Origin of the sequence: Cognatishimia sp., from assembly GCF_964229375.1 — a bacterium.
In the GTDB taxonomy this organism is placed as follows: Bacteria; Pseudomonadota; Alphaproteobacteria; order Rhodobacterales; family Rhodobacteraceae; genus Cognatishimia.
Genome location: NZ_CAXREH010000192.1, coordinates 13,334 through 36,759, shown reverse-complemented (window position 1 = coordinate 36,759; position 23,426 = coordinate 13,334). Strand labels below are relative to the sequence as shown.

Annotated in this window: 22 protein-coding genes; 10 read left to right on the top strand and 12 right to left on the bottom strand. The window is 56.7% G+C overall.

Annotated elements, in window-relative coordinates; all coding sequences use genetic code 11:
- Positions 1-42 precede the first annotated feature (42 nt).
- Positions 43-1,401 carry a polysaccharide biosynthesis/export family protein gene (locus ACEQWH_RS14360; RefSeq protein ID WP_370231961.1) on the bottom strand — a complete coding sequence of 453 codons (1,359 nt, stop codon included), beginning with the start codon at positions 1,399-1,401 and terminating at the stop codon, positions 43-45.
- Between the two features lie 443 nt (positions 1,402-1,844).
- Here ACEQWH_RS14360 and ACEQWH_RS14355 point away from each other — a divergent pair, with 443 nt between their 5' ends.
- Positions 1,845-3,770, top strand: coding sequence for a polysaccharide biosynthesis protein (locus ACEQWH_RS14355; protein WP_370231959.1), 1,926 nt, complete (start codon positions 1,845-1,847; stop codon positions 3,768-3,770).
- Positions 3,771-3,803: 33 nt separating this feature from the next.
- Here ACEQWH_RS14355 and hpaR read toward each other — a convergent pair whose 3' ends face one another.
- Positions 3,804-4,241, bottom strand: coding sequence for a homoprotocatechuate degradation operon regulator HpaR (gene hpaR, locus ACEQWH_RS14350; RefSeq protein WP_370231957.1), 438 nt, complete (start codon positions 4,239-4,241; stop codon positions 3,804-3,806).
- Positions 4,242-4,359: 118 nt separating this feature from the next.
- Between hpaR and ACEQWH_RS14345 the strand changes: the two genes are divergently transcribed.
- From ACEQWH_RS14345 to ACEQWH_RS14320, 6 genes are all read left to right on the top strand, one after another.
- The gene (locus tag ACEQWH_RS14345) at positions 4,360-4,743 is read left to right on the top strand and encodes a 5-carboxymethyl-2-hydroxymuconate isomerase (RefSeq protein ID WP_370231955.1); all 384 of its coding nucleotides are present in this window, start codon (positions 4,360-4,362) and stop codon (positions 4,741-4,743) included.
- A 2-nt stretch (positions 4,744-4,745) separates the two neighbouring features.
- On the top strand, positions 4,746-6,257 hold the full coding sequence (gene hpaE, locus ACEQWH_RS14340) for a 5-carboxymethyl-2-hydroxymuconate semialdehyde dehydrogenase (RefSeq protein ID WP_370231954.1): 1,512 nt from the start codon (positions 4,746-4,748) through the stop codon (positions 6,255-6,257).
- Positions 6,258-6,355: 98 nt separating this feature from the next.
- Complete coding sequence (hpaD, locus tag ACEQWH_RS14335; protein ID WP_370231952.1) at positions 6,356-7,339, top strand: 3,4-dihydroxyphenylacetate 2,3-dioxygenase; 984 nt, start codon at positions 6,356-6,358, stop codon at positions 7,337-7,339.
- Positions 7,340-7,460: 121 nt separating this feature from the next.
- Positions 7,461-8,315, top strand: coding sequence for a fumarylacetoacetate hydrolase family protein (locus ACEQWH_RS14330; RefSeq protein ID WP_370231950.1), 855 nt, complete (start codon positions 7,461-7,463; stop codon positions 8,313-8,315).
- Positions 8,312-9,112, top strand: a complete 801-nt coding sequence (hpaH, locus tag ACEQWH_RS14325; RefSeq protein WP_370231948.1) for a 2-oxo-hept-4-ene-1,7-dioate hydratase — start codon at positions 8,312-8,314, stop codon at positions 9,110-9,112. Before ACEQWH_RS14330 ends, hpaH begins: the two co-directional genes overlap by 4 nt.
- Positions 9,113-9,122: 10 nt before the next feature.
- Positions 9,123-9,902, top strand: a complete 780-nt coding sequence (locus ACEQWH_RS14320; protein ID WP_370231946.1) for an aldolase/citrate lyase family protein — start codon at positions 9,123-9,125, stop codon at positions 9,900-9,902.
- Between the two features lie 49 nt (positions 9,903-9,951).
- Here ACEQWH_RS14320 and ACEQWH_RS14315 read toward each other — a convergent pair whose 3' ends face one another.
- Genes ACEQWH_RS14315 through ACEQWH_RS14305 form a run of 3 tightly spaced genes read right to left on the bottom strand, consistent with a single transcriptional unit; the run spans position 9,952 to position 12,740 of the window.
- Complete coding sequence (locus tag ACEQWH_RS14315) at positions 9,952-10,149, bottom strand: DUF2783 domain-containing protein (RefSeq protein WP_370231944.1); 198 nt, start codon at positions 10,147-10,149, stop codon at positions 9,952-9,954.
- The gene (locus ACEQWH_RS14310; RefSeq protein ID WP_370231943.1) at positions 10,149-11,765 is read right to left on the bottom strand and encodes an FAD-dependent oxidoreductase; all 1,617 of its coding nucleotides are present in this window, start codon (positions 11,763-11,765) and stop codon (positions 10,149-10,151) included. The genes ACEQWH_RS14315 and ACEQWH_RS14310 overlap by 1 nt, the downstream gene beginning before the upstream one ends.
- Before the next feature lie 24 nt (positions 11,766-11,789).
- Positions 11,790-12,740 carry an MBL fold metallo-hydrolase gene (locus tag ACEQWH_RS14305; RefSeq protein WP_370231941.1) on the bottom strand — a complete coding sequence of 317 codons (951 nt, stop codon included), beginning with the start codon at positions 12,738-12,740 and terminating at the stop codon, positions 11,790-11,792.
- Between the two features lie 306 nt (positions 12,741-13,046).
- On the opposite strand from ACEQWH_RS14305, the gene ACEQWH_RS14300 reads away from it, so the two are divergent.
- The gene (locus ACEQWH_RS14300) at positions 13,047-14,390 is read left to right on the top strand and encodes an NAD(P)/FAD-dependent oxidoreductase (RefSeq protein WP_370231940.1); all 1,344 of its coding nucleotides are present in this window, start codon (positions 13,047-13,049) and stop codon (positions 14,388-14,390) included.
- Positions 14,391-14,492: 102 nt separating this feature from the next.
- On the opposite strand, the gene ACEQWH_RS14295 is transcribed toward ACEQWH_RS14300, so the two are convergent.
- Together ACEQWH_RS14295 and ACEQWH_RS14290 are read right to left on the bottom strand one after the other, a co-directional pair.
- Positions 14,493-14,867, bottom strand: coding sequence for a DUF983 domain-containing protein (locus tag ACEQWH_RS14295; RefSeq protein WP_370231939.1), 375 nt, complete (start codon positions 14,865-14,867; stop codon positions 14,493-14,495).
- 84 nt (positions 14,868-14,951) lie between these two features.
- Positions 14,952-15,785, bottom strand: coding sequence for a cysteine hydrolase (locus tag ACEQWH_RS14290; protein ID WP_370231937.1), 834 nt, complete (start codon positions 15,783-15,785; stop codon positions 14,952-14,954).
- A gap of 128 nt (positions 15,786-15,913) precedes the next feature.
- Here ACEQWH_RS14290 and ACEQWH_RS14285 point away from each other — a divergent pair, with 128 nt between their 5' ends.
- Both ACEQWH_RS14285 and rfbD read left to right on the top strand, forming a co-directional pair.
- On the top strand, positions 15,914-16,834 hold the full coding sequence (locus ACEQWH_RS14285) for a helix-turn-helix domain-containing protein (RefSeq protein ID WP_370231936.1): 921 nt from the start codon (positions 15,914-15,916) through the stop codon (positions 16,832-16,834).
- 103 nt (positions 16,835-16,937) lie between these two features.
- Entirely contained in the window at positions 16,938-17,783 is an 846-nt protein-coding gene (gene rfbD / locus ACEQWH_RS14280) for a dTDP-4-dehydrorhamnose reductase (RefSeq protein WP_370231934.1), read from the top strand.
- Between the two features lie 167 nt (positions 17,784-17,950).
- Here rfbD and ACEQWH_RS14275 read toward each other — a convergent pair whose 3' ends face one another.
- From ACEQWH_RS14275 to ACEQWH_RS14255, 5 genes are read right to left on the bottom strand one after another with little or no spacing between them, the layout of a single operon-like run.
- Positions 17,951-19,429 (bottom strand): class I adenylate-forming enzyme family protein, encoded by a 1,479-nt coding sequence (locus ACEQWH_RS14275; RefSeq protein WP_370231933.1) that lies wholly within the window; start codon positions 19,427-19,429, stop codon positions 17,951-17,953.
- The gene (locus tag ACEQWH_RS14270) at positions 19,426-20,427 is read right to left on the bottom strand and encodes an NAD(P)H-dependent flavin oxidoreductase (RefSeq protein WP_370231931.1); all 1,002 of its coding nucleotides are present in this window, start codon (positions 20,425-20,427) and stop codon (positions 19,426-19,428) included. Before ACEQWH_RS14270 ends, ACEQWH_RS14275 begins: the two co-directional genes overlap by 4 nt.
- A complete protein-coding gene (locus tag ACEQWH_RS14265; RefSeq protein WP_370231929.1) occupies positions 20,427-21,185 on the bottom strand; it encodes an enoyl-CoA hydratase family protein in 759 nt (252 codons plus the stop codon). Before ACEQWH_RS14265 ends, ACEQWH_RS14270 begins: the two co-directional genes overlap by 1 nt.
- Positions 21,182-22,222, bottom strand: coding sequence for an acyl-CoA dehydrogenase family protein (locus ACEQWH_RS14260; protein WP_370231927.1), 1,041 nt, complete (start codon positions 22,220-22,222; stop codon positions 21,182-21,184). Before ACEQWH_RS14260 ends, ACEQWH_RS14265 begins: the two co-directional genes overlap by 4 nt.
- Positions 22,223-22,226: 4 nt before the next feature.
- Positions 22,227-23,420 (bottom strand): acyl-CoA dehydrogenase family protein, encoded by a 1,194-nt coding sequence (locus ACEQWH_RS14255; RefSeq protein WP_370231925.1) that lies wholly within the window; start codon positions 23,418-23,420, stop codon positions 22,227-22,229.
- Between the last annotated feature and the right edge of the window lie 6 nt (positions 23,421-23,426).

Here is a 23,426-nt window from a genome sequence, read left to right as displayed (position 1 = left end):
AGCCCAACTTGGTGCTTATAGCAGTTTTTGTGCGGCGTGTCCCTATTGAGACACGCTTGCCGCTGTCACGTTGATGAGAGCTGGGAAGGCTTGTGCCAGCGCGCGGCCCCATACCGTAATCGGCTGTTCCTGGACAAAGACAATATCGTCTGGCCGCATTTCAAATTTGGTTGCGACAGTTAGGTTCACAACGTTGCGGGCGTCCAAATGATAGGCCGTGAGAGTTTTGCCGTTGCCTTGGCGCAGAACATAGATCTGCGCAGGGTCGCCGGTCGATGTGGGTAGGCCACCGCCCTCGAACATCACGTCAGCCAGACTTGCTTTGGTCTCAAACGGCAGGGGAACGCGCGCCTGTTGGCTGACTTCGCCAGCCAGGTAGACATAGTCGCGCTCGATGGCACCGGCCTCGAGCTTGGCTTCAAAATTGGTGCGCTGCTCGGCAAGCTCGGTGCGGCGCAGATTGATTTCGGTGCCCAGTTCAGCAAGGGCTGCATTGCGGGCTGACTGACGAAGGCCAATGGCTTCGATCTGTTGCCGATAATACTCTTGTGCCTTGGTGAGATCATACGTGCCGTCTACATAAACCGAGTCACCGTCGATCAACATGATTTTACGAACGTTGGGGCGTGTGAAATAAGCCTCGAGGGGGATCTGATAGAGGTTCCCGTCGCGGTAGATGCGGATGGACCCGAAGTCCTGACTTTCAAGCGTAATGCCGCCGGCGGTCGTAATTGCTTCGTCAAGCCGCAAAGGGTTCAGAGAGATCGGAACCAAAGCCGAGCTTTTGACGGCACCGCCAATGGATACACGTTTGGAATTGAACTCGGCGATCTCGAGGCTGAATTCTGGGTCGAGCTGATTTTGCACCAACCGTTGGAACAGGCGTTCTTCGGCGACCTCGAGTGTTAGGCCTTCTACGGGGACAGCGCCAACCTCGGGAATCGCTATGGCCCCATCGTCACGGACCGTGAAGGTTTGACGCTGACTCTGAGCTGTGGCGAGGCCTGTCGCCGCTTCGATTGGCAGAGACCCGCTTGCCCGAGTTGCAAAAAGTACAACATCGCCGACACCGATTGTGTAGGTTTCTGGCTCTACCTCAGGTGGAAGGTTTAATGTCAATGATCCCGGAGCGGGACGAGTCGGAACTTCTGGCGCGTCAGGAATAGAGCCAATCCCTTGAAACCGTCCGCCCTGACCGGCCGTCTGCGAAAATGCGCGGGGCAGGCGTTTGGGCACGTAGCGACTCGAATTCGCGCGCGATACAACATCTGGTGTGAGAGATACGACGTTTACGTCATAAGCTGTGTCTTCTGCTGAAACACGCGGACTTGTGTAGGTCACCCCACATCCCGAAGTCAGTGCAAGTGTGAGCGCGATGGCAGTCGAGCGCAGAAGGTTCATTTGAAATAGTCCCGGGTCAATTTAGTTGGGTTTGGTGTTATCCTAATTCGAAACAGTCGGCTACAACCAATGATATTGTTTGGGAAATTTGCTGCTGTGAATTGGCATTAGTCTGACAAAATTGGAACAGTATGGAATGCCGGAATTGTGCAAGTCGCCTTTATTTTGCGAGGTGAAATTGTTATACATAGGTTACACACGCCATCTATAGTTTTTTAGTAAGCTTTTTTATTTTGGGGGCCAAATGTTTGTTTTTGCTAGCGCTACATTTTTGTGGCCACTGTTTCTTTTCGTCTTTTGCGTGATCTTTCTTGAAGCCTCTAGCCGAGCACGCCTTACGGCTGTATTGACGTTGGACGACAGCGGGAAATGAATTGATGTTTGAAAATCTTCTCCAAATTCTTTTTCGCTTAGATAGGACCACCAAACGGTTGGTTCAGGTCTTGGCCGATGCAGTCATGATCGTCATCGCGTTTGCGCTGTCTATGGTTCTGCGTCTCGACAGTTTTGACGCCCTGTACAATCCTACCCCTTGGCTTGTTTTGGCTTTTGTACTGCCAATTACCATCGGCGTGTTTGCTGTGCTTGGGCACTATCGCGCCATTGTAAGATTTGTCTCGACCAAGGCGATCAGGATTGTCGCTGCAGGTGCGGGGATCTCGGCTTTGACCATGCTGATTGCATCCCAGGCGTTTGACCTGGCTGTTCCTCGTTCAGTTCCGTTCATCTATTTTTTGATGCTGACCCTGATGTCAGGCGGTGCGCGTGTGACCATGCGTGTGTTGCATACATCGTCGCGACAGGATCATCGGAAAAAAGTCGCGATTTACGGTGCGGGTGAATCCGGGCGGCAGTTGTTGAATGCGCTTTCCCGCAGTGGGGAATATAAGCCTGTGTTGTTGATTGATGACAACGAACGGCTGCAGGGTTTTGAAGTCGCGGGGCTTCGTGTGCAGTCTTTTGCCAAGGCATCGCGTTCTCTGGAACAGCTTGGCGTTCAGGCCATTCTTTTGGCTATGCCCAGTGCGTCGCGCAAGATCCGCAAGAATATCATTGGTCAGCTGGAACAGTTCCCAGTCGAAGTGATGACTTTGCCTGGCATGGTTGATCTGATCGAAGGCAAAGCCAGCGTCAGTGAGCTGCGCAATGTGTCTATCGAAGAGTTGCTGGGGCGCGATCCGGTGCCGCCACAACCTGAATTGATGGCCAAAAATATTCGCGATCAAGTGGTCTTGGTGTCCGGCGCCGGTGGCTCGATTGGTGGCGAGCTGTGTCGTCAGATCGTCAAGCAGCAGCCGAAGAAACTTGTCCTTTTGGATGTTTCGGAATTCGCGCTTTATACCATTCATGATGAACTGATGGAGTATTGTCGGAGAGAAGGCTGTGGGGACACGCTGCTGTTCCCGACCATTTGCTCTGTCCAGAATGAAAAGCGTGTCTCGGCAATCATTGAGGCTTTCAACGTCGATACAATTTACCATGCCGCGGCCTACAAACATGTTCCGTTGGTCGAGCAAAACGTGGTCGAAGGCCTTCGTAATAATGTCTTTGGGACGATGACGATTGCGCAAGCTGCCGTGCGACACGGGGTGAAATCATTTACTTTGATTTCCACGGATAAGGCGGTGCGCCCAACCAACTTTATGGGTGCCTCAAAACGGCTTGCCGAGCTGGTCTGCCAAGCAATGGCGTCTGGTCAAAATGGGACCGTTTTCTCGATGGTGCGTTTCGGCAATGTGCTTGGGTCTTCGGGGTCTGTTATTCCGCGGTTCAAGAAGCAGATTGAGGACGGTGGCCCGATCACGGTCACGCATAAGGACATCAATCGATACTTCATGACAATTCCCGAGGCGGCACAGCTTGTTATTCAAGCGGGATCGATGGCCGAAGGTGGCGATGTTTTCGTACTGGATATGGGCGAGCCTGTTCGCATTCTTGATCTGGCACAAAAAATGGTGCGCCTGCATGGGTTGACGCCCTTCATGGAAGATGAGGGCGGCTCGGGTGATGTTGGTATTAAGGTTACCGGATTGCGTCCCGGCGAGAAGCTGTTTGAAGAATTGCTGATTGGCAATTCACCCATGCAGACCAGCCATTCCCGCATCATGCGTGCGCAGGAACTGAGTCTGTCGATGTCAGAGCTGACTATTCTGCTTGAAGACATTCTGAACCTTGCGACCAAGCGCGATCTTGTTCAGCTGAGGAAGCTGTTGGTTGCATCTTCCTTGGGCTTTCGGCCAACGTCTGAGATCGTCGATGTGGTCTTCTCGGAGCAGGATCAGACCAGCGAAAGCGAGGCTGAAAAGCCGGACTTGCGCGTGGTGGGTTTGGACTACGACTACAACCCAAAACGCATATTGGCGGAGTAGTACACTCAGCTGCGACCGCCCACGGAATGTCCGTCAACTCGCGGTGTTGTCGGGGTCTAGCAAGGCGAGCAAATCCAACAGCTGCTCGTATTGAGCTTCGCCCAGGGTCGCTTTGAACTGGGCTACGATTTGGCTGGCTTGGTCCATGTTGTCGTCGATGATTGTCACACCGGCCGGGGTGATCTCGATCATTTGACGGCGCCGGTCGTGTTCGTCCCGCGTCTGGGTCAGAAGACCTTTCTTGCGCATGGTTTGGGTGATCCGGGTGAGGCTGGGGAACAGCAGACTGGCGCGGTCGGCCAATGTGGTTGAATCCATCGGCCCATGTTCTTTCAACACACGCAGAACGCGCCATTGTTGTTCGGTGATCCCGGTTTCTGACAGCATCTCGCGGATCGGGGCCATGACCCCTTCGCGCGCGCGGATCAGAGAGATCGGAAGAGATCGTGCGGTTGTCGGGAGCTTTGACATGCCTGTATTCTCTTTTTTGAGTGCCACAGCGAATTTGTACCCTACTATCCAATTCCGTGTTGACATAACAAGTACCGGCAATTTAACATGACAACAATTAACATGTTAAGGAATATGCATGCCGCACATCCATATCGACTATTCTGGCAACCTTGAGGCCACCCTTGACATGGCTGCCTTCTGCGACGCGATCCGTGCAGAAGCGGTTCAGATTGATGCCTTGCCGATGCCGGGAATTCGCGTGCGGGCCATTCGTGTCGATCATTATTCCATAGCAGATGGCGACCCAAAACATGGGTTCATTGATATCTCGCTGCGCCTGCGCGAAGGGCGACCTAAGGATGTCAAGCAAGACGCCATCCAAAGACTATTTGAGGCCGCCAAAGCCTTTATCGCGCCGGCCATGGCCGAGGCCTCGATCGCGTTGTCGGCAGAAGTACGAGACATCGATGCAGAGATGTCGCCGAAATTTGGCAATATCCGAGATCACCTGGGGGACTGAACATGAGCGTTCTTGAGCAAAATATCGAAAAGCTGCAGGGGCTGCTGGCGCGGTTCCAAGAGGGGGGCATCAAAAACCGCATTGCGGGTGAAGATCGCGATGGGTCAGGGGGGCAGTTCGAAAACAGCTCTCCGGTCGACAAATCCCACATCTGTCAGGTGGCGCGGGGCGAGGCGGCTGATATCGATGCGGCTGCAACTGCGGCGTCGGATGCCTTTGCAGAGTGGCGCGATATGCCGGCGGTGCAACGACGCAAGATCCTGATTGCGATTGCCGAAGGGATCGAGGCGCGGGCCGAGGACATCGCGCTTTGTGAATGCTGGGATACTGGTCAGGCGCTGCGGTTCATGTCCAAGGCGGCCCTGCGTGGTGCCGAAAACTTCCGCTATTTCGCGGATCAGGTGATTCAGGCGCGTGATGGTCAGCATTTGCAGTCCCCGACCCTGATGAACATCACGACCCGTGTGCCCATTGGCCCAGTCGGTGTCATCACGCCCTGGAACACGCCGTTCATGTTGTCGACATGGAAAATCGCACCTGCTTTGGCGGCAGGCTGTACCGTGGTTCACAAACCTGCCGAGGCCTCGCCTTTGACCGCGCGTCTGTTGGTGGAGATTGCTGAAGAAGCAGGTTTGCCAGCGGGTGTTCTGAACATAGTGAACGGGTTTGGCGAAGACGCGGGCCGTGCGCTCTGTGAGCACCCCAAGATCAAGGCCATTGCATTTGTTGGCGAAAGCCGCACGGGCAGCCTGATCACCAAACAGGGTGCGGACACGCTGAAGCGCAATCACCTGGAGTTGGGTGGCAAGAACCCTGTTATCGTCTTTGACGATGCCGATCTGGAGCGCGCCTTGGATGCGGTGATCTTTATGATCTATTCGATCAACGGCGAGCGCTGCACGTCCTCGTCCCGCCTGTTGATCCAGGAGAGCATCAAGGATGATTTCGAAGCCAAGCTGATAGAGCGGGTGAACAATATCAAAGTGGGGCATCCTCTGGATCCCACCACTGAAATCGGTCCGCTGGTCACGCAAGAACACTATGACAAAGTGGTCTCTTATTTTGACATCGCCAAAGACGACGGCGCGACTATTGCGGCCGGGGGCGAGCCACTGGGGGATGAGGGCTATTTCGTGCGTCCGACGTTGTTCACTGGTGCAAACAACCAGATGCGTATTGCGCAGGAAGAGATCTTTGGCCCGGTTCTGACATCCATTCCTTTCAAGACCGAGGAAGAGGCTCTGTCGATTGCCAATGACACGCTCTATGGCCTGACAGGATATGTCTGGACCAATGATCTGACCCGTGCGCTGCGCTTTACCAACAAGCTTGAGGCCGGGATGATCTGGGTGAACTCTGAGAATGTGCGGCACCTGCCGACACCATTTGGCGGCGTCAAAGCCAGCGGTATTGGCCGCGACGGCGGGGACTGGTCGTTCGAGTTCTATATGGAGCAAAAGCACATCGGCTTTGCCACTGGCCAACATAAAATTTCGCGACTGGGGGTCCAATAACCCCGGTCGCCAGACCGCCGCATGTCTCAACTTTGGTCATGGCCGCGCCATGGCACCGGACAGACCAAAGTTCACACCCCGTTTGATAGGAGGATCCTATGCCCGTACCAGCCCCAAATCTTTACCCTGATTTCAACGTCATCCGGCTGAGCCACATCTGTTTGAATGTCAAAGACCTTGCCGCGTCCAGAAAGTTCTATGTCGATATTCTGGGCTTTCAGGTCACGGATGAGAACGACACGCATATCTATTTGCGCGCGATGGAAGAACGCGGTCATCACTGTGTGATTTTGCAGAAATCTGACGTTCCCGGCACGGTCGAGGTCATGGGGTTCAAAACCTTTGACGAGGCGGATCTGGACAAGGCTGAAGTCTATTTCAAATCCAAGGGTCGTCCGACGCAATGGGTAGAACGCCCCTATCAGGGTCGTACGTTGCTGACGTCTGACAACATGGGTATCCCGCTGGAGTTCTATCACAAGATGGATCGTCTGGAGCCCATCCATCAGAAATACGGGACTTATAGCGGCGTAAAGCCGTTGCGCATCGACCACTTCAACTGCTTCTCATCCAATGTGGATGAGGCTGTTGCCTTCTATTCCGATTTCGGCTTTCGCGTGACCGAATATACCGAGGATGAAGAAAGCAACCGAATCTGGGCTGCTTGGATGCACCGCAAAGGCGGCGTGCATGACATGGCCTTTACCAACGGCAATGGCCCGCGGATGCATCACGTGGCCTTCTGGGTGCCGACGCCTTTGAACATCATCGATCTGCTCGATATCATGTCGACCACCGGCTATGTGACCAACATCGAGCGCGGTCCGGGCCGTCATGGTATTTCCAACGCGTTCTTCCTGTATATCCTTGACCCAGACGGGCACCGGATCGAGATTTACTGCTCGGATTATCAGACGGTTGATCCGGATCTTGAGCCGATCAAATGGGACTTGCAAGACCCGCAACGTCAAACGCTCTGGGGGGCTCCTGCGCCTGAGAGCTGGTTTAAGCACGGCTCAAAATTCGTGGGGGTTGAGACGAAAGACTCAACAATCGAAGCCAGCCCAATCATCGCGCCGTAACCATGCAGACATTGAAAAACCCGTCGTTTCTGCGCGAGGCTGCCCCTGTGGGGTCTTCGCGACGTCAGGCAACCCCTGAGTGTTTGATCACTGTGACCAACCCCGCAACAGGAGAGATCTGATGCGCTATGCAACCTATAGCCACAAGGGTGAGACCTTTTATGGGGCCGTTACAGATGCAGGGATGATTGCCCTAAGTCCGGCCTTTCCTGAATGGCCAACCCTGTTGGACGTGATCCAGGCCGGAGCGCTGGATCAGCTGGAGGCCGCCGCCGCAGGCAAAGCTGTCACGCATACAGATTTTGACTATGAAATGGTGATGCCCAATGCTCCGCGTATTCTGTGCGTTGGCGTGAACTTTCCCGACCGCAATGCCGAATACAAAGACGGCACCGCGCAGCCGAAATATATGTCACTCTTCCCGCGCTTTGCCTCTGGTTTCACGGGTCATGGACGCCCGTTGATCCGCCCGCCGGAAAGCGAGGCGCTGGATTATGAAGGCGAGGTTGCCATCGTGATCGGCAAGGCTGGACGCCGGATTGCACAAGAGGACGCCTATGATCACATTGCGGCGCTGACCCTGTGTAATGAGGGCACGATCCGCGACTGGCTGCGCCATGCGAAATTCAATGTGACGCAAGGCAAGAACTGGGACAAATCAGGCGCAATTGGTCCTTGGCTGGTGCCCTTCACGGATGCCGCACAGCTGGATGAGGCCCGCATCATCACACGCGTGAACGGCGAAGTCCGTCAGGACGATGTCCTAAAACGCATGATGTTCCCGATCCGCCGCGAGATCGAGTATATCTCGACCTTTATGGAGCTGCAGCCGGGGGACATCATTGTCACCGGAACACCAACCGGAGCAGGGGCGCGGTTTGACCCGCCAAAATACCTGAAGCCCGGTGATATCGTCGAAGTAGAGGTCGAAGGGATCGGCACCCTGCGCAACACGATTGAGGATGAAGCGGTATGACTCCAGAGCAGCACGCCGCCGCCGCCGCCGCTCTGCTTGAGGCAGAAAAGACCCGTCAGCAGATCGGGCTTTTGACGCGCCGCTATCCCGAAATGGGGATGGATGACGCCTATGAGGTGCAAAACGCCATCTACCGCGCCAAACTGGCGGCAGGTCAGAAAGTGATCGGCTGGAAGATCGGCCTGACCTCGAAGGCGATGCAATATGCGCTGAACATCGACATCCCCGACAGCGGGATCCTGTTTGACGATATGGCGTTTGACAATGGCGCTGTGGTGCCTGCGGGTCGGTTCATTCAGCCGCGCGTGGAAGCCGAGATTGCCTTTGTCATGAAATCATCACTGGCCGGGGCCGATACCACCCGTGACGATGTGATCGCCGCAACTGATTATGTGGCTCCTTCGATCGAGATTTTGGACACGCGCATTCTGCGTCAGGATCCTGAAACTGGCGCGACCCGAAAGGTCTATGACACCATCAGTGACAATGCGGCCAATGCAGGCATCGTTCTGGGTGCCGAACAGCACGCGGTTGATGCCTTTGATCTACGTTGGGTCGGCGCGATGTGTTTCCGCAACGACGAGATCGAAGAGACGGGTCTGGGCGCCGGAGTTCTGAACGATCCTGTGGAAAGCGTTGTCTGGCTGGCGCGTCGCATGGCACAATACGGTCAAAGCATCGAAGCGGGGCAGGTCATTCTGTCTGGCAGTTTTATTCGCCCCGTTGAATGCCCGTCAGGGACGCATATTCATGCGGACTTCGGGAATTTCGGCACCGTCGACGTGCGGTTTGACTAAGGAGAGACCTATGCCCAGCCCAAAGAACCCCTTCAAAGCCGCGATCAAAGCGGGGACTCCGCAGATGGGATGCTGGCTGGGTTTGGCCGATCCCTATATCGCAGAAATCAGCGCGACGGCCGGATTTGACTGGCTGCTGGTTGACTCCGAGCACGCGCCGAATGATCTGCGGTCTATTCTGGCGCAGCTGCAAGTCTTGGCGGCCTATGACAGCCATGCCATTGTGCGCACGCCGATCGGTGAAACCTGGATGATCAAACAGCTGCTGGATGCCGGCGCGCAATCGCTGCTGATTCCGATGGTTGAAAGCGCGGAGCACGCGCGCGAGTTGGTGCGTGCCGTGACCTATCCTCCGCACGGGGTGCGCGGCGTTGGCTCTTCTTTGGCGCGTGCGTCCAAATTCTCGGCGATCCCAGACTACCTTCAGACCGCCGATGACGAGATCTGCCTGTTGGTTCAGGTGGAAAACCGCGCAGGTCTCGCGGCCCTGGATGACATCTTAGAGGTTGAGGGCGTTGATGGCGTCTTTATCGGCCCTGCTGACCTTGCTGCCGACATGGGCTTTATTGGCAATGCAGATGCGCCCGAAGTGAAGGCCGCGGTTTTGGATGCGATGGCACGGATCGTGAAATCCGGCAAGGCTGCGGGCATTCTGACGCTGCAACCGGACATGCAGAAGGCCTGCCTTGATCTTGGAGCAACTTTTGTGGCGACCGAGATCGACGTCACCTTGTTTGCCAAGGCGATCCGAGGTGCGGCGCAAAAGGCCAAGGCACTGGTCAGCGACTAGGGTCGCAACAGATGAATTGGGTGCTCCGGGCTGACGGGCCCGGCGCGTGTTATTGCGTCCCTTTGACGTTCGCGGCCGCCAAAGCTTCGCGCAGGGTGGTTTCATCCCCGATATGATTGGCAAGCACCAGAATAAGACGCGCGTTATAGGCGTGGCTTTCCTCTTCGGACATGCCCTCATGCGCGGCGATCAGGGCTTGGTAAAAGCTATCGGGTGCGTCGATATTCGGGGTCAGATTTAAGGACATTATGTTTCCTTTCCCAAAGCGCGCGCATGCGCTGCGTTGACGTTGCCCGCATCAAAAGTTGCCCAGCGAGCCACGATATGGTGATCGGGCCGAATAAGGTAGACCGCTCCAGACGCGTCCCCCAAATAGCGGTCTTTCAGCTCTGGCGACGGGGCGGGAACAGACACCACGGGCAAGTCGTCAAAGCCGTTGGCCTGCGCGACTTGGTCTCCGATCACCAACAGGGCGAAATCTGAGGGCAGGTGATCGAGCAAAAAGCCCTCTGCGACGGGCGCATCTGTGCATGAGGCACCGGGTCGCGTGCGCGGGGGGGCTGCCAGCTCGTCGGCGCCAAACAGCGGAAAGTCATCATACACACAAGGCATCGACAAACGCCCTGAATTCACCAACGGCCGGGCAAAATCATAGTGTTGCGCGAGGTCAAGGACGGCGTCCCGAAAGACCATGGAGACCCCGGATTTTGGGGTCATGAAGTCCGTTGAACGGGATGAATTCAGGATGTTCTCATCTGCCGCAAAGCCACGCTCGTGATTATAGCTGTCCAACAGCGTTTCAGGCGCGTCGCCTTGCAAATAGGCGTGCAGTTTCCACGCCAGATTTTCCGCATCCTGCATGCCAGAATTCGCGCCTCGCGCCCCGAACGGCGAAACCTGATGCGCGCTGTCGCCGGCAAAAAAGACGCGTCCATGGCGGAAATTCTGCATGCGGCGGCATTGGAATGTATAGATCGACGTCCAGTGCAGATCATACTCCGGCACTTCGCCGGTTTGAAAAGACAGCATGGCATCGACGCGCGCACGGATGCGGTCTGGGTCAAGTTCGGCCTGACGGTCGATGTCCCAGCCCAGCTGAAAGTCGATGCGCCAGATGTCGTCGGGTTGTTTGTGCAAGAGGGTGGATTGCGCTTCGGTGAACGGGGGGCGGAACCAGAACCAGCGTTCCGTCGGAAAATCAGCGCGCATTTCCACATCGGCGATCAGGAAGTTGTCTTCAAAGATGCGGCCATCAAACCCCAGACCTAGCATCGTGCGCAAAGGCGAACGCGCGCCATCACAGGCGATAAGCCAATCGGCTTCGATGACATAGGACTCGTCGGGTGTGTCCACAGAGACCACCACGTGATCGTCTTTGCTTTCAAGCGATGTCACACGGTTGAGACCGCGAATTTCGATCGGCGCGCCCTTGGTCTGTTCATCCAGAATGGCGTCGTGCAGGAAATGCTCGAAATAGGGCTGTTGCAGATTGATAAAGGCAGGATTGCGATGCCCGCCTTCGGGCAACAGGTTGAATTCGAAGAGCTTGTCGTCCTGGTTAAAGACTTTGCCGATGTTCCAGACAACACCCTTGTCGACCATTGTCTGTCCTGCTCCCAGACGATGGGCAATATCCAGCGTCCGCTTGGCAAAACAGATGGCTTTTGATCCAAGGCCCGGACCCTCGTGGTCATCCAACAGAAGCACCGGAGTGCCTTTGCGACCAAGGTCTAGCGCTGTTGCAAGGCCGACAGGCCCGCCGCCGACGATCAGAACAGGCACGCGTCTTTGTGGGCCCGTTTGATCGGCGTTGGCCTTGTATGGATACAAGGTGAATGCGGTGCTGTAGCGCGCTTGGACCATTTTCAAGCCTCCGTGGCAGTAAGATTACCCTTGCAGGGCGGACCACATCTCGAGGTCGCGTTTGTCGGTCCAGATGCGAGGATGCGCGATGCCGCGGGCCTCGTCATAGGCACGCGAGACGTTGAAGGGCAGGCAGTGCTCGTAAATCGCATAGTCGCTGAACTTGGGGTCACATGCGTCGCGCACGGCATCCCACGCGTCCTTCAGGCTGCCGCCTTTCATGGCGACTTTTGCGGCGGGCTCGTAGGTGCTTTTGACAAAGTCACGGGTGCTTTCGATGGCGCGATCTACGGCCTCTTTCCCGATCAGTGCGCCGCCGCGACCCGGTGCAATTGCGTCAACGTCATAGGCCTTGATGCGATCCAACGTGTTACCCCAATCGGCAAAATGGCCGTCGCCGCAATAGCAGGCCGAGTGGTCCTCGACGATATCGCCGGTGAACATGACGTTCTGATCCGGCACGTGGATCACCGCATCGCCCGCTGTATGGGCCCGGCCAATCTGTTTGATGTCGACGCGGCGTTTGCCAAGGTAAACCGTCATAGAGTCGCTGAAGGTCGTGGTGGGATAGGTGAGGCCGGGAATGCTCTCGTGTCCTTCAAACAGGCGCGGGAAGCGTTGGAATTCGCTGTCCCAGTCTTCTTGGCCGCGTTCGACAACCATCGATCTGGCTGCGTCTGACATGATGATCTGATCCACGCCATAGGCCGATGCCCCCAAAACGCGCACCGCGTGATAATGGGTCAGCACCAAATGGCTGATCGGCTTGTCCGTCACACTGCGCACTTTTTCGATGACTTTATTGGCCAGACGCGGGGTGGCTTGCGCCTCGACAATCATCACGCTTTTGTCGCCAATAATAACGCCAGAGTTCGGATCGCCTTCTGCGGTGAAAGCCCAGAGCCCATCGCCGATTTCGTCAAAGGTGATGGGTTTTTCGGTCATGTCGCCTTGGGAGGCAAAAGCTTTGGCCATTGGCTTTCCTTTTTGTTGATCGGGAGCGGGTGGCACCCGGCATCGCTCCTTCGGGAATATTGGTTGAAAATGTAACTAACAAGGTTCCTGTCGGGTCTTTCGCGGCTTTTTTGGCAGGGCAAATCGCGAGGTTTTTAAGCGCGCTCTCTCTTTCGAAAAAGTGGAACGGCGACATGGGGTGGGCGGATACTGCGCCAGAATCCATGAATTTAAGGCACGCGCACAACATCGATACGAAATGATACATTCGACTTCCTATCTATACTGCAGCGAACTCAGACACTGGACGAGAAAGGACACATAGCGATGCCCAAGTTTGATATTGTAGTTATAGGTGGCGGGAACGCTGGGTTTGGCGTCTCTGCCGTTGCGCATGAGGCCGGCAAGTCGATTGCGTTCATTGAAGAGCGCGATTTTGGCGGTACGTGCCCAAACCGCGGATGTACGCCAAAGAAAGTGCTGGTTGCGGCGGCACACAGCATGCATGAGATTTCCTTGGCCAAAACGCATGGTATTTCCGTTGGAACGCCAAAGCTTGACTGGGCAAAGCTGATCGAACGCAAAGACGATATGATCGGCTTTATTCCGGGTGCCATGAAGGGCGTGGCCGAAAAGCGCGGAACCGTCTTTGAGGGGCGTGCGAAATTCGTGGGGCCCAATACCGTTGAGGTCAACGGCAAACGCATCGAGGGCGAGAATATCGTGATTGCGACGGGTTCAAAGCCGCGCGCACTGCCCATTCCTGGGGCCGAACTGATGATTACATCAGACGAGGTGATGTCAGAGTCCGAGCTGCCCAAAGAGGTCGTCTTTATCGGCGGCGGTGTGATCGCGATGGAATTCAGCCATGTCTATGCCCACGCCGGAAGCAAGGTGACGATCTTAGAGGCGGCGCCTCAGCTGTTGCCACGTATCGATGCAGATGCGGTTGCCGCCATTCGTGGCCAATCAGAGCATCTGGGGATCGACGTGAAAACAGATGTACGCGTGCACGAAATCCACGAAGAAAACGGGCGTCTGACTGTCCTTTATACCCACGATGGCAAGACGCAGCAGATCGAGGCCGACCGTGTCGTCAACGGGGCAGGGCGTGTGGCCAATGTCGATGGGCTGGATCTGGCGGCGGCAAATGTCGCCCACGATGGTATCAAGATCGATGTGGATGAGTATTTGCGTTCGACATCCAACCCGGCGATTTGGGTGGCAGGCGATGCGCTGGTTCAGTCGCCTCAATTGTCACCGATTGCGACCCATGAGGGCCGTGTCGTTGGGCATAACATCGTGAACGGTGCGGAAAAAACGCCTGATTACCTGGCGTCGCCAAGTGCGGTTTACACGGTTCCCGCGCTCAGCACGGTTGGTCTGACAGAACAAGAGGCGCGGGATCAAGGGATCAATGTCAGAGTTTCGGTCAATGACATGACAGGGTGGTTCTCGTCCAAAAGCTATGGCGAGCCTGTGGCGTGGGCGAAAGTACTCATCGATGCGGACAGCGACAAAGTTGTCGGGGCGCATTTGGTCGGGCATCACGGTGAGGATTTGATCCATATCTTCGCCATGGCGATCCGCTTTGGCATCACGGCAAGCGAGCTGAAAGATATGCCAATGGCGTTCCCCACATTTGCGTCTGACAGCAAGAACCTCTTTTGATCCACGCGTAAGGGCCGCTGTCGCGGCGGCCCAAACAACGACAAAAGGCGGGGCCTGACAAGGGCCTCGCCTTTTTTCATGCTTGGATGTCAAAGATGCGTCTTAGAAGCCGTGCACTTTCTTGGCCCATTGGAACGCGATCAACGCGCCTTTGATCCGCGGCAACAGTGCCAGCGACAGCGCGATGGATCCAAGAGACACTGTCAGGGCCATGACCAAGGCAGTGGGCTCCCACAAAGACCAGATGATATGCAGTGCAAAGCCTGCCAAATGTCCAACGATCAGAATGGTGAAATAGGCCGGGCCATCATCGGCGCGGGCGCGGGAGAGATCCAGATCGCACACATCGCATGTTGGTTTCACCTTGAGATAGCGGTGAAGCGCGCGTCCCTCGCCACATCGTGGACATTTCATCATGAAGCCTCGGCGCAAAGCCGTGCGCAGGTTTCTGTCGTCTTGAAGTGCCGGATCACGCATGGGGTTTGCCTAGGTTGAGGGGATTTTGTGACGGTATGCACACGACAACAGCGCAGCCGTAGCTGCGCTGTCACCTAAGGCCTGTCAAGCTGCTGCGCGGATCTGGGCAACGGCTTCTTCAGTGGACCAAACGGCGTTCGCCATGTAGCGGAAGTTGATCAGAGCGGACAGATACCCGTCGCCCTCTGGAACTTTCGCCGCTGCGGTCGCGTCTTTGACAACGGCCACTTCGAACCCGTCCTCAAGCAGCTCACGCATGTGGGATTCGACACAGAGGTTGGCTGACATGCCGCCCAAAATCACCTGATCAACACCGGCTTTGCGCAGCTGCAGGCTTAGGTCGTTGGTGTCATTGCCATAGACCTTGTGCGGAGATGTCACGATGGTTTTGCCGTCATCGATGTACTGTTTGTACTGTGGCATCCAGTCTGCGCCGGAACCTTCGAATCCGTCCAGGTTCAGAGGGCCAGCGAGATCGAACATGCCGATGTTGTGCATCAGCTTTTCAAGCGCACCTTCGAATTTCCACGCGTGGTCGGTTGGGTAGTAATAGTGAGGCGATACCGCAGTGACGATGTCGACCTCTTTCGCGACCTTAAAGAGCGCTTCGATGTTGTCGACGGTGTTGTGCTGCTGAACGCTTGGGCCAATCACACCCCAGGTCACGCCCTCTGGGTGCAAAAAGTCGATCTGGGGATCGATGATCACGACAGCTGCACGGCTGAGGTCAAGCTTCATATCAGAAGGGGGCAGCGCAGGATTCTCTGGATCTGCGTAAGGATCATCTGCGGACATCGCTTGCGCAGGGGCTGCGCCCACAACCGCTGCCGCACCCGCAGCAGACGCCATCAATCCACCGCGTAGCGCGTCGCGTCGCGACAGCGATTGGTTTTTCAGGTCATCATCTTGGTTGTTCATAAATCCGTCTTTCCTAAAAGTTTCGGTAAGACAAACGTATGAAGGGCGATGTATCTTTTTGTATCGAATGTGTGCCATTCGAAAAAAGAGCGTATCATTTCGTATCGTGGTCGCCTAACTCATTGTGCATGAATTATGAACATGTTTTCGACCACCTTAACATTCTGCCCGAACCTTTTGCTGTATGCGAGCTGAACGGATCCAGCAATTTGGGCCTTGGGCAGGACACGACGGCCATCCTGCACTACGTCCTTTCCGGAGAGGGCGTACTAGAGCTGAAATCGTCGCCAGACATCCCGATCAAGCCTGGCAGTTTGATCCTGGTGCCTGCTCTGCAAACTCATACGCTGCGTAGCAAAACCGGGCGCAACGACCCCGTTCCGCAGTGCAAGCCAGCGGAATTACAGCTGCAGCATCTGTTGAAACCCTCGACGGATGAAAAAGCCGAAGGCCAACTTATCGCGCTCTGTGCCCACGTCCGCGTCGGGTTGCGCGGGGCCGAGAATGTGGTCGATTTGATCCGCAGTCCTTTGGTTGAGAACATCTGCGAAGAGAGCCCCCTTCACGCGACTTTGGCGGCCTTGCTGCATGAAATCAGCGCGCCAACAACAGGCAGCCGCGCCATGATACAGGCGCTTCTCACCCAGTGTATGATCGAGATTTTCCGGCGCAGACTGAACGATGACGACAGCGGGCTGAGGTGGATGGCGGCGCTGCGTGACCCGCAGGTCTGGGATGCGCTGCGTGTGATGCTGGATGCGCCCGGAGAGCCGCACACGGTGGAAAGTCTGGCGGAGCGGGTTGGCATGAGCCGCTCGACATTCGCCAACCGGTTTTCAGCGGCCTACGGCAGCGGGCCAATCGATCTGCTGCGAGATTTGCGACTGCGCAAGGCCGCGGTTCTGTTGCGAGACACCAAAACGCCCGTAAAACGCATCGCGGATATGGTCGGGTTTTCCAGCCGGACGGCCTTTAGCCGCCTGTTTGAACAACGGGTCGGCAAAAGCCCGCAGCAATTTCGAAAAGGCCAATCTGACAAAGACCGATAATTTAACCGGCATTTGGCTGCGACACTGATCGCCGCAATGCCTTTTAGGCACACAAATTGCCCCGCCTGATGTGCAGCGGGCAGAAAACAGCAAGGTGAAATAGATGACTATTCTCGTGTTTGGAAAAACAGATCAGATTGCATGTGAACTGGCCGAATTGGATCCCAGCGTGCGGTGTTTGGGGCGTGAGGATGCGGATCTGTCCGATCCACAAACCTGTGCAGACCTCGTGCGCAGGCTCGCGCCGAAAGCGGTGATCAATGTCGCGGGGTTTTCTTCGATTGATCGGGCGGAACTGAAGGAACGCCAGGCGGGCTTGATCAATGGCGTGGCTCCGGGGGCAATCGCGCTTGCCTGTGCGGATCTGGGTATTCCCTTTGTGCACCTGTCGAGCGATCAGGTTTTTGATGGCGCGGGCGATCAGCCCTTTACCCCTGATCACAGCCCCGCACCTCTGAGCGTCTACGGGCATTCCAAACGCTTGGGCGAACGCGCGGTGGCCGCTTCGGGCGCCGACTATGCGATTTTGCGGGTCTCGCGCGTGTTTTCAGCCCACGGGAAGAACTTCCTGAAATCCACCCTCGCGCTTTTTGATCAGCGCGACAGCCTTGAGATCGTAGACGATCAGATCGGCGGCCCAACCCCGGCTCGCGCCGTCGCCCAGGCTTGTCTTAACATCGCAAAACAGCTGAAAGCCTCACCGAAAAAGTCGGGCGTCTACCACTTGGCCGGTGCGCCGGATGTGTCCTGGAAAGCCTTCACTGAGGAGATTGCCGAAGCTGCGACAACCCAAGTGACGATTTCGGGTGTTCCAACGTCCAAATACCCAACAACCGCGCCGCGTCCTTTGAACGCGCGATTGGATTGCCTCTCGCTAGAGGCCGCATTTGGCATCACACGCCCCGATTGGAAACAAGCGGTGCATGAAGCGGTGTCAGAGCTTAGGTAGCGGGGGGATGCTGAGGGCGACGCAGTATATTAATTGCATAATACAGATTCTGCGTGATGCAAGCGTCGCTCCAAACACAGTCGAAACCTGATACGCAAGCGCGCTAGATCTGGTCTGACAGCGGCCCGACCGCGACTTCGGCATCGCCACAGAACACCCGCCAAACGTTACTCTGGAATCTTGTGCAACAAATGCTTGAGGATCTTGCCCGTCGCTGCGGCGGGCAGTTTCTCGGTCATGACGATGCGGGACGGGCGTTTGTAGGCGGCAAGGGTTCTGGACAGGCTCTCCAGTAACTCTTGTTCGGTTGGACGATCCTCGGCGGATACTTCGACATAGGCCCAAACCTTTTCATCGCCGTCAATCTGACGTCCGATGACAGCGGATTGGATGACTTTCGGATGATCGTTTAGCGCCGCTTCTACCTCTGGTGGGTAAACGTTAAACCCTCCGTGGATGATGAGCTCTTTTGACCGGCCTTTGATGTGCAGTTGCTTCTGCGCGTCATATGCCCCCAGATCACCGGTGCGCAGCCAGCCATCCTTGGTAAACGCCTCTGCGCTTGCCTCGGTGTTGCGGAAGTAGCCCTTCATCACGTTGGCCCCGCGCAGTTGCACCTCTCCGACATCGTCCTGACTGCCAGGCGCGGTGGTATCGATGCGTAATTCGACCCCGGGCAGCGGTGGACCGACCGAGATATCATCCGTGCTAGAGGTATGGCGGGTCAGGCAGATCCCTGCTGTGGCTTCGGTCATGCCATAGCCGTTTTGCAAAGGCAGGCCCAAGAACGCTTCGGTGCGGCGTTTCCAGTCGATATCCAATGGGGCCGCACCGGACGAGACATAGCGCAGTGCAGAATTGGGCAAACTGTCATAGCCTTTGGTGGCCGTGTAATGCATCAGCTTGGCCAGCATCTGTGGCACGGCAGACAGCGCAGTGATCCCCTCTTGCAGCGCCGTGTAAAGGCCCTGCGCGGTAAATCGTGGCTCGAGCCGGACCGAGGCGCCCGCGATGGTGCAGGCCATGACGACCGAGGCCAGACCAAAGACATGGCTGATGGGGAGAACACCGAAAACCTTGTCGTCGGGGCAAAGATCACGGGCATCGCGCGATGCAGCGCCAGCGAACATCAGGTTGTCATGGGTCAGCATAACCCCCTTGGGAACACCCGTTGTGCCTGTGGTGTAAAGGATCACGCCAACGTCTGACAGGTCGGGATCTGGATCGTTTTCCAACACTTTGCAATCCAGATTTCCATAGCTGCCCGAGATCGTCTCAGCTCCCAATCTGTCGGCATGCGCGGCAGCTTCGGACGAGACCTGTGATGTGGTCAGAACGGCCGCTGGTGTGGCGTGGGCGATCACTCGATCCACCTCTGCGTCTGAAAGACGGGCGTTGATGGGAATGGCGACGGCCCCGATGCGCGTCGCCGCAAAAATCACAGCGACGACGGGCGCGCAGTTTTCCAACAACATCAGAACCCTGTCACCAGGCAGAACACCGCGCGTTTTCAGCTCTGCTGCCAGATCGTCCGCAGCCTTTTCAAGATCTGCAAAGCTCCATTCGTGTCCCAGCGTATCTGTCAGGGCTGACGCAGTTGGTCGCGTCTGCGCCTGTGCGCTCAGGGCCTCGTTGATATTCATCATGCCACCTGCACTTTGGACATAGTTTGGTTCAACGCTGCGACAGCGTTTTGGGCCTGCTCTTCGATTTCGCGGACGATATCGGCCATCGGTTCAATGGCGCGGGTGAGGCCAAGTGCGTGCCCCGCTGACAAAAGCCCCTTTGACACATTTCCGGTCCGATACGCGTCGCGACCGATCTTGCCGGAGACAAGCGGCAAAAGCTCTTGAATTGTGACGTTGGGGTTCTCGGCCTCTAGCTGTGCGACGGCGGCGGTGGTGTCATTGGCAAGCGTGCGGACGGTGTTGCGAACGCTGTGCATGGTCAGCACTGTGTCACGTTCGGTGGCATTTGAAATGGCCGCTTTATAGTCCTCATGGGCGGGCAATTCTTCCGCGACCAGAAACCTTGTCCCCATCACCACACCTGCTGCCCCCATCGACAGTGCCGCGGCCAATTGCGCGCCGTGACCGACACCGCCGCCAATCAGGAAAGGGATCTGCAAGTCACGTCCTGCCATGGCGGCGTTCACAAAACTGCCCACCATATCCATACCCGGATGGCCGCCACATTCGGCCCCGACGATCGACACCATATCGACCCCCAGCGCCTCTGCCTTAAGCGCAAAGCGCACGGCGGGCACCTTGTGGATCACCGTCAGGCCCAGATCCTTGAGCAAGTCCATATAGGCCGCCGGGTTGCGGCCCGAGGTTTCGATCACGGTCACGCCTTCGCCCGCGATCAGGCGAAAGATGTCTTCGGTACGTTCCCCGGGGACAAGTTTCGGCAACATAGAGACGTTGACCCCAAAAGGTTTGCCATCACACAGCTGACGCGCCCGGGCGATTTCCGCGCGCAAGGCGTCGTCTTCTGGAAAAGAGGCCGCTGTGATGAACCCGATAATACCCGCATGCGCCGCGGCTGCGACATAGTCTGCGTTCGAGAGCCACATCAGCCCGCCCGCGATAATGGGCGTCTTGATTCCCAAGCGGCGCGTCAGTGGTGTTTCAAATGTCGCCATCAGACAAACCTCGCTTTGCGTTTCTCAAGAAAGGCGGAAATGCCTTCTTGGGCCTCGGGCCCGGCCTGCGCGGCGGCCATGTAATCAGCTTCACGTGCAAGGACTTGCTCCATCGACAGCGCATGCGCCTCACGCAAAAGGGTGCAAATCCGTTCCTGTGCAACGCGCGGCCCTTCAGACAGCTCTTGGTTCAACGCCCGGGCGGCGGTCATCGCCTCGCCCTCTGGAGTGAGCGTGTTAACAACGCCCAAGCTGTGCAGGCGTTCGGCGGTTTGAGGGCGTCCCAAAAGGCACATTTCTGATGCCAATTGCCGTGGCAGTGCTTCGGACAGTGACCCTGTCAGGCCTCCGTCTGGTGTCAGCCCGGCATTGACGTAGCGCGCGGCAAATTGCGCGCCTTTTGCCGCGATAAGAAAATCACAAGCCAGCGCAAGCGACAGACCCGCCCCGGCTGCGCCCCCCTCGACCGCCGCGATGGTTGGCACTGGGCACGCGCGGATCGCGCGCACAACCTCGTTGAGCAATTCGATTTTGGCGCGTCGTTCGGAATAGGGCAAAGTTGCGCGTTGTTTCAGCGTTTCCAGATCACCTCCGGCGCAGAAATACCCCTGCCCGGTCAAAACCAGCGCGCGTTTTTTCGCAGCCAGGGCCGCACCCTCAACTATTTTTTCGTAGAATTCTGGTGACAACGCGCCACGTTTCTCTGCGCGGTTAAAGACGATGATCGCATTGTCGGTTTCTTCGATCCTTGCGGTCATGACGTTGCTCCGCTTAGGTCAAGAAAGGCCGTAAGATGGTGGTCGGTATCCCCAAACCGATGGTCTGCCATGGTGATCCGTTTGGCCAGATCCCCCAGCGCGTATTCTTCGGTCATACCGATGCCGCCATGCATCTGAATGGCGTCCTCGGCCACCTGACGGCCCATGCGACCAATCAGATTTTTGCACGCAGCGATGTTGAGATCACGCTCGGCTGTATCGAAAGCCGCCGCCGCCATCAGCACTGCAGACCGCGCCTGCTCCACCGCCAGCATCATATCCGCCAACCGGTGTGCCAACGCCTGAAAGCTGCCAATCGGGCGGCCAAATTGCTGGCGCGTGGTAAGATATTCCCGCGTCATATGCGCGGCTTGCGCCATTGCGCCCAGGCAATCCGCCGATTGCGCAAGCGCTCCGGCGGCCCATGCGGTTTGCAAAGCGGGATAGGCCTCGGTTAGCACCGGAGTGGCTGACACTGAAGTAAAGCTCAGATCCGCGGCCTGCGCGCCATCTGCCGTGCGATATGGCGTTGAGGTCAGACCCGCGGCACCTGCGTCGACCTGATAAAGTCCGATGCCTGCCGCGTCGCCCGCAACACCGGAATGGCGGGCGGTCACAAGGATCTTGTCGGCTGTCATTGCGCCAACAACGACGGTCTTTTCGCCAGACAACGTGCCATCGAACCGTGTCTCGACCCAATCCAGATCATAGCGCGATGCGGCCTCGCCATGGGCCAGCGCATAACGTGTTTTGCCAGCGATCAGCGGCTTTAAATCCTGCTCCGCCGCGCGCAGAAGGATTCCCGGCAAAAGCCCCATATCAATCAGCGGTTCGGCTGCACAGGCGCGGCCATGCTCTTCGAAAACCACTGCGATATCGCGGCCCGTGCCGCCAAACCCGCCATGTGACTCAGGAAAACAGGCTCCGATGACGCCCAGATCTGCCAGCGCATCCCAGGTCTGTGTTTCCGCTGGACCGGACCAGAACCGGGCCAGCATATCTTGGAGCATGGTCTGCTCTTCGCTTAGATCGAACATGGCGTCAGTCCTTCAGGATCGCTTTGGAATAGATCTCGCGCTGAATCTCGTTAGAGCCGCCAAAGATCGACAATTTTCGATTGTTGAAATAGCTCGCCGCCACATGTCCTGCGTCCAGCGCATCAGGCAGCTCGGTGTTAGAGCCCGCAACAGCCTCAGACGCAAAGACCTGCGCCAAAGGCCCAACTGCGCGGCGGGCAAGGTCTGTGATCTCTTGCCGGATTTGGGTGCCCTTGATCTTCAGCAAGGAACTTTCAAGCCCCGGTGCCTGCCCCGCCGCAGCCTTTGAGACGATCCTGAGGTTGGTGACGGCCATGGCCATCAGGTCAATCTCGACCTGGGCCACACGCGCCGCAAAATACGGGTTATCGTTCAGCGTGCCATGCCGGTCCCTCACTCGGGCGGCAATACGTTTGACAGCGGCCAACCCAGCGCGTGAAAACCCGATGCCCGAGATATTGGTCCGCTCGTGGGTCAGCAGATACTTAGCATAGGTCCACCCCTTGTTTTCCTCGCCCACAAGGTTTTCCACGGGCACGCGAACATCGGTGAACCACACTTCGTTCACCTCGGCGCCGCCATCGATCAGCCGGATCGGGCGGACTTCGATGCCAGGCGCGGACATATCAATCATCAAGAAAGAGATGCCTTCCTGTTTCTTGGCCGCAGGGTCCGTGCGCACAAGACAAAAGATCATGTTGGCGTGCTGGCCCAGTGTGGTCCAGGTTTTCTGGCCGTTCACCACATAGTGGTCGCCATCCCGTTCAGCGCGGGTTTTAAGCGCCGCAAGATCGGAACCCGCACCGGGCTCTGAATATCCCTGACACCACCAGTCTTCGCCGCTCAGGATACGGGGCAGCCAATGGGCCTGCTGCTCGGCACTGCCGAATTTTTGCAGCACCGGCGCCAGCATCGATAGTCCGAAAGGAACAATCCGCGGCGCATGGGCCAGCGCACATTCCTCTTCAAAGATATGGCGCTGCGTCGCCGACATTTCGGCACCGCCAAAGGACTTTGGCCAGTTTACCGCCAGCCAGCCTTTTTCGTTCAGCCTTGCATGCCAGTATTCATAATCCGATTTTGAAAGAGACTGATGCTTGCGCACCTTTTCACTCAGCTCATGTGGCAAAGCCTCTGACAAGAACTGTTTCAGCTCTGCACGAAAGGCCTGATCATCGGGGGAAAGAGACAACTCCATGGGATA

Excerpts from the sequence above, each read along its gene's own strand:
- ACEQWH_RS14260 (WP_370231927.1), bottom strand. The coding sequence starts at position 22,222 with ATGTTCGATCTAAGCGAAGAGCAGACCATGCTCCAAGATATGCTGGCC.
- ACEQWH_RS14320 (WP_370231946.1), top strand. The coding sequence starts at position 9,123 with ATGCCCAGCCCAAAGAACCCCTTCAAAGCCGCGATCAAAGCGGGGACT.
- ACEQWH_RS14330 (WP_370231950.1), top strand. The coding sequence starts at position 7,461 with ATGCGCTATGCAACCTATAGCCACAAGGGTGAGACCTTTTATGGGGCC.
- ACEQWH_RS14290 (WP_370231937.1), bottom strand. The coding sequence starts at position 15,785 with ATGAACAACCAAGATGATGACCTGAAAAACCAATCGCTGTCGCGACGC.
- ACEQWH_RS14310 (WP_370231943.1), bottom strand. The coding sequence starts at position 11,765 with ATGGTCCAAGCGCGCTACAGCACCGCATTCACCTTGTATCCATACAAG.
- ACEQWH_RS14300 (WP_370231940.1), top strand. The coding sequence starts at position 13,047 with ATGCCCAAGTTTGATATTGTAGTTATAGGTGGCGGGAACGCTGGGTTT.
- ACEQWH_RS14255 (WP_370231925.1), bottom strand. The coding sequence starts at position 23,420 with ATGGAGTTGTCTCTTTCCCCCGATGATCAGGCCTTTCGTGCAGAGCTG.
- hpaD (WP_370231952.1), top strand. The coding sequence starts at position 6,356 with ATGCCCGTACCAGCCCCAAATCTTTACCCTGATTTCAACGTCATCCGG.
- hpaE (WP_370231954.1), top strand. The coding sequence starts at position 4,746 with ATGAGCGTTCTTGAGCAAAATATCGAAAAGCTGCAGGGGCTGCTGGCG.
- ACEQWH_RS14285 (WP_370231936.1), top strand. The coding sequence starts at position 15,914 with ATGAATTATGAACATGTTTTCGACCACCTTAACATTCTGCCCGAACCT.
- hpaR (WP_370231957.1), bottom strand. The coding sequence starts at position 4,241 with ATGTCAAAGCTCCCGACAACCGCACGATCTCTTCCGATCTCTCTGATC.
- rfbD (WP_370231934.1), top strand. The coding sequence starts at position 16,938 with ATGACTATTCTCGTGTTTGGAAAAACAGATCAGATTGCATGTGAACTG.
- ACEQWH_RS14265 (WP_370231929.1), bottom strand. The coding sequence starts at position 21,185 with ATGACCGCAAGGATCGAAGAAACCGACAATGCGATCATCGTCTTTAAC.
- ACEQWH_RS14270 (WP_370231931.1), bottom strand. The coding sequence starts at position 20,427 with ATGGCGACATTTGAAACACCACTGACGCGCCGCTTGGGAATCAAGACG.
- ACEQWH_RS14345 (WP_370231955.1), top strand. The coding sequence starts at position 4,360 with ATGCCGCACATCCATATCGACTATTCTGGCAACCTTGAGGCCACCCTT.
- ACEQWH_RS14360 (WP_370231961.1), bottom strand. The coding sequence starts at position 1,401 with ATGAACCTTCTGCGCTCGACTGCCATCGCGCTCACACTTGCACTGACT.
- ACEQWH_RS14275 (WP_370231933.1), bottom strand. The coding sequence starts at position 19,429 with ATGATGAATATCAACGAGGCCCTGAGCGCACAGGCGCAGACGCGACCA.
- hpaH (WP_370231948.1), top strand. The coding sequence starts at position 8,312 with ATGACTCCAGAGCAGCACGCCGCCGCCGCCGCCGCTCTGCTTGAGGCA.
- ACEQWH_RS14295 (WP_370231939.1), bottom strand. The coding sequence starts at position 14,867 with ATGCGTGATCCGGCACTTCAAGACGACAGAAACCTGCGCACGGCTTTG.
- ACEQWH_RS14305 (WP_370231941.1), bottom strand. The coding sequence starts at position 12,740 with ATGGCCAAAGCTTTTGCCTCCCAAGGCGACATGACCGAAAAACCCATC.
- ACEQWH_RS14315 (WP_370231944.1), bottom strand. The coding sequence starts at position 10,149 with ATGTCCTTAAATCTGACCCCGAATATCGACGCACCCGATAGCTTTTAC.